This is a genomic window from Enterobacter sp. SECR19-1250 (assembly GCF_013391025.1).
Taxonomy (GTDB): domain Bacteria; phylum Pseudomonadota; class Gammaproteobacteria; order Enterobacterales; family Enterobacteriaceae; genus Enterobacter; species Enterobacter cloacae.
Genome location: NZ_JACASJ010000188.1, coordinates 1 through 4,569, shown reverse-complemented (window position 1 = coordinate 4,569; position 4,569 = coordinate 1). Strand labels below are relative to the sequence as shown.

The window sequence follows — 4,569 nt, the reverse complement described above, 5'->3', positions numbered from 1 at the left end:
AGAGCAGACAGAAACCATAAATACCGGCTTTGACATGCCGGGGAAGTCCTTATAGTAATCAGTAGGATTAATGCCTATTGCTTCACAGAAAGGCTGTACAGCGTCGATAGCAGTCACTGTATGGCGTTGCATTAATTGAGACTGTAAAGCGGCAATCTGAGCTTTGTAGTTGGCCTCTGTGACTTTGTTAGTCATTACTCACCCCATCAGCGACCATCACAGACAGATAGGATTCGAGCGGTTTAATCCCCGATAACGCCTCTTCAGCCTGTTTCACCAATACGTTGTGAGCATGGATGGCCTTATTTATCTTGTTTGCTTTCTCAGTGATTCCTGCATCAACAAATTTCTCAGCGTCTGATTTAGCAGCTTTCTCAATTTCATTTAAAGGATTATGTTTTGTAGATTTGGGCGTCTGAATGAACTTAATAAAACCCTCTTTCATCTCATAAACAGTGAATCCCTGCTCCATCATGCTTTGAACAACTGGGGTAATCATTGCCGGACTTGTGATTTGGCGGATTCTGAATCCATACGTTTCAACTGGTTGTGCAATCAGTTGTTTTGTTTTGATAGCCACCAATAAATCACGGTTAAGTTTATCGGATTCATAAATATCTTTCGCATCATCAACTTTATCGAGAGCTGATTTAATTTTCGGAATGTAATGATTTTCAATTTCAATACGTTTCTGTGTAGGGCTATTCATTGTTTAATACCTTTTGAATAAGAAAAACGACAAAACCCGTATAGGCCGAATCAACGTTACCTATACGGGGATTGTAATTTTAATAAATTGGGTTGCTCACCTACTAATTGAATTCCCGTCACTCATTCGGGGGATGCCTTAGTAGATGAGCAAATATTCTTTAATACATAAAACTATCGTATCATGCAATAATAGACTGTCAATTACTTTTCATTAATCTTTCGGCTATCTGTTTAATCATAATATAACGTCTTGCTCGTGTAATTAGACGAGGAATGGAATAAATCTTGTTAGGCTTTAAATCCACCAAATCACTGATGCTCTTCATTTCTAAATGAATCTTATGACAGGTCTTCCCCACCACTTTATAAAAGCGTTTCTTCATTCATGTTAATACTCCTGGAACAGGAAAGGTCACCTCCCATGATAAAACCTGAGAAAGTGACCTTTCAATGACTCTCATCTATCTAAGACCCTGTTGACCGATTTTGATAAATGAGCATTACTGTATTATTATCATACGTAACTGTGTTTTTGTCCAGTGGCATTTTGTTATTACAGAAATTGATGAATGGTTATTATTGGAGGGGTGAATGGGATGGCAGAAATGCATATTTAGCACTTTTTGTTAAGAAAAATTGATGAAAATATGATATAAATAGAGTTATCTGTTAAGTTAACTGATTGAGTCTTTTTGTTTCACTTCAATAAACATGGCTAACGCAAAAAGCCATGAAAATTTGATTGATTCACTTACAAAGAATATCAATAACACTTAACAGAAAGTTAAATTCCCGAATCACCAATCAAGGAAATTATCCTTTCAACTTTCGCATGGCTTCGCGTTGTCATGCTTCTTACTTTCACCTTGTATCTGTTCAGATAGCCTATCAGAATCCCTGTATGTAATTCTGAAGCGCTGTTAATACTCAATCTACATTTCCCCTTCACAGCCCCTAACAATCCCTCAGAGAGCGCTAAAAAAGCTCAGGTTGCAATTGCATCAAAATATTTCATTTGATATAATAATCAACCTGTTAGAGATGAGTTCTCTTTGAGTTGTGGGAATATCTGGTGTCGTTGCTTAAGCCCCCGTTGAGTCGGGATAGCTTGAGAGTTCAACTAGTCCAGCCATATCTAAAGAGATTTATCAAATGGCAGATATTCACAATAAGAGCGAAGACTAAACACCCCCAAATTGTTGAGTCACCTCACCCTACAGCAATATTGTGAATTGCAACTTTTCAGACCTTCCCATCTGTTAAGCCATAGACAATCCATCACGGTGAAAAGGGTTCCTTCCCATCAAGCTTTAATCGCTGGTGGGTGAGTTTACTGGAAATATTTTTTTCTAAAAAAATCTTCAGCCCCTTTTATTTCGACCTCACAGGAAACCTTCAGCATATCTACCGCACCTTTGAAGACTTTGAATAGCCTGAATACCTCTGCTTAGTGAGGGACTTTCCGGCTATTCCATACCAATGGCAAAAAATGAACATATCTGAGCCTGTACAGCGTTCCAAGCGATTATTTAATGATGGTAACCCTAACTCATAGGTTAATATAAAAACAGCTTAGAATGCGTTACAGGGATCCTGATAAACGGCAGATATAAAAAAGCCCCGCTAAGATGCAGGGCGCTAACTGTTTAAGCTGCTGCTTTCCATTCTTTCTTGATTCTGAACACTGTAGCTCTACCGCATTCACATAGCTTTGCTATCTCATCAGGTGAATAAGTTCCCGCTTCAAGGTACTTTACAACCTTACTATGAAGAGCCTGATTAGCTTGCTTGCCTTTGTACTTCCCTGCGTCTTTAGCAATAGCGATACCTTCATCACGGCGAGCAGCAATGATGCCTCTTTCAAACTCTGCTACAGCACCCATCATCGTTAAAACCAGCCTTGAAGCTGGCGTATTGTCAAAGCTCATTGAGTTGTCCAGAAACTTAACAATCACACCCTTGGCAATCAGTGAATCAACCACTTCGAGCAAATCTTTCGTATTTCTTGCTAGACGGTCGATACTTTTGCAAATGAGCGTGTCACCAGACTGGATGAACTCAAACAGCTTCTGAAGCTCTGGACGGTTCAAATCTTTACCGGAAACTTTCTCAACCTTAACCACATCACACATAGGCTCAAGAGCAGTTAACTGACGGTCTAAGTTTTGCTCTTTGGTTGATACTCTTGCATAGCCATAAATCATGATGTGATTCCCTGAGTCTCATTTAATTGGCTTCAATGATACAGTATCATAAGAGTTGGTTCAACATGTAAATGATACTTTTAACCACATATGCAATTTGTCTCGGTGGGGTAGACTCTAGTGAGATTGCTATGCATTGTTGATGTTATCTCATCGTTTTGGATATGATATAATCAACGCAAGTATCACAAACACTGAACTCTTACTATGAGCTATATGCTAAGGGGGAATCTTGGCTATTTATGATTTGTTCTCTAAGAGACAAAAAAGATTGAGAGGGGATGTCCCCGATGTTTACCAATATACTAACCTTCCTCAAAATTTCAGGGTTCAGGTGGTACATATAGTTAAATCAACTATTGGAAATGATTCTGATTATAATACTCCTGCAAGCCAAATTTATAATTACATAAATAATACTCTTTGTAGAGAGTATGGTGTATTTAAACTTCAGGAGTATGCTTCAGAAAATTTTGAGTATATATACAATTTTTTCCTGAAGGAAAAAGACCCCGAAAAATGCCTTGATGTAATTGAGCTTACCTTTAAATGCATCAATGGATATGTCAGGCAAAACTCCTGGGAATTTCGTGATTGCCACCAATCTCCAGATGATGCTATAGAGGAGCTAAATAATAGGTTCAGAGAATCAGGCATTGGCTACCAATTCGAGTCTGGAGAGGTTGTCAGAGTTGATTCACAATTCATTCATTCCGATGTTGTTAAACCTACCCTCCAGATTTTGGGGAATTCTCAAGAATTCGCAGGGGCTAATGATGAGTTCCTCTCTGCGCACGAGCACTACAGGCATCAAAGGTTCAAAGAGTGTCTTAATGATTGCCTGAAGTCGTTTGAAAGCCTTATGAAGGCCATCCATAAAAAACGCTCATGGGAATATGGAAGTACTGATACAGCAAAGAAACTAATTTCCAGTTGCCTTTCAAATGGGCTTATTCCTGACTACATGCAAAATCAATTTTCATCACTGAGGATTTTACTCGAAAGTGGTGTACCAACTATCAGAAATAAAGAGGGTGGACACGGTCAGGGGGATGAGGTGACGAATGTACCAGAGCATCTTGCTAGCTATACATTACACCTGACGGCGTCTAACCTACTATTTTTAGCAAAATGTGATGAGAATTTCACAAAGAAAAAATAATTATTCTGGTGGGGATTATATCTCTCCACCATTTTTAACAAATCAATTGATTACTGTTTTTGTTCAGTAAATCCTCTGTACATCTGATTTAACAGACATACCTTGCCAGCTATTGGTGCCAAAGGGATGCTGACAAATTAACACCACATCCCTTCAACTGAAAATCACTGTATTTTTATGCGCCTTATTGTGGCGAAAAAAGGTAATCAATCACTCATCGACTATTTATGCACTTTTGAGAAATGAAAACGTAAAGCCGTCAGGTCATAGCGTCAAAATTGACCTGTTCCACGTACTGAGCAAGCTCTTTTAGAGAAGCCCCTTGACTGTAAGTCTTGAAAGACTCTGTACTCCCCCTCTCGTGACCTACAAGAAGCGCTATCCGGTCTTCAGGCACTTTGAGGCGGTCAAGCTCGGTGATGAACATCCCACGCAACGAGACTTTGTTGAATAAATCGAACTTTTGCTGAGTTGAAGGATCAGATCACGCAT

Annotated in this window: 3 protein-coding genes and 2 pseudogenes; 1 reads left to right on the top strand and 4 read right to left on the bottom strand. The window is 39.0% G+C overall.

What is annotated here, in order from left to right:
• The 3 genes and pseudogenes from HX884_RS25340 to HX884_RS25330 form a co-directional block, all read right to left on the bottom strand.
• A pseudogene (locus tag HX884_RS25340) lies at nt 1-195 on the bottom strand (hypothetical protein); the annotation flags it as partial.
• Nucleotides 188-709 (bottom strand): hypothetical protein, encoded by a 522-nt coding sequence (locus tag HX884_RS25335; RefSeq protein ID WP_032637412.1) that lies wholly within the window; start codon nt 707-709, stop codon nt 188-190. The pseudogene HX884_RS25340 and the gene HX884_RS25335, both read right to left, overlap by 8 nt.
• A 1,648-nt stretch (nt 710-2,357) precedes the next feature.
• Nucleotides 2,358-2,915: a recombinase family protein gene (locus HX884_RS25330; protein ID WP_032637410.1), complete on the bottom strand. Its 558-nt coding sequence runs from the start codon at nt 2,913-2,915 to the stop codon at nt 2,358-2,360.
• Between the two features lie 232 nt (nt 2,916-3,147).
• Between HX884_RS25330 and HX884_RS25325 the strand changes: the two genes are divergently transcribed.
• Entirely contained in the window at nt 3,148-4,077 is a 930-nt protein-coding gene (locus HX884_RS25325) for an STM4504/CBY_0614 family protein (protein WP_032637409.1), read from the top strand.
• Nucleotides 4,078-4,336: 259 nt separating this feature from the next.
• Here the strand turns inward: HX884_RS25325 and HX884_RS27400 are convergent.
• Nucleotides 4,337-4,516, bottom strand: a pseudogene (locus tag HX884_RS27400) (integrase); the annotation flags it as partial.
• Nucleotides 4,517-4,569: the final 53 nt, after the last annotated feature.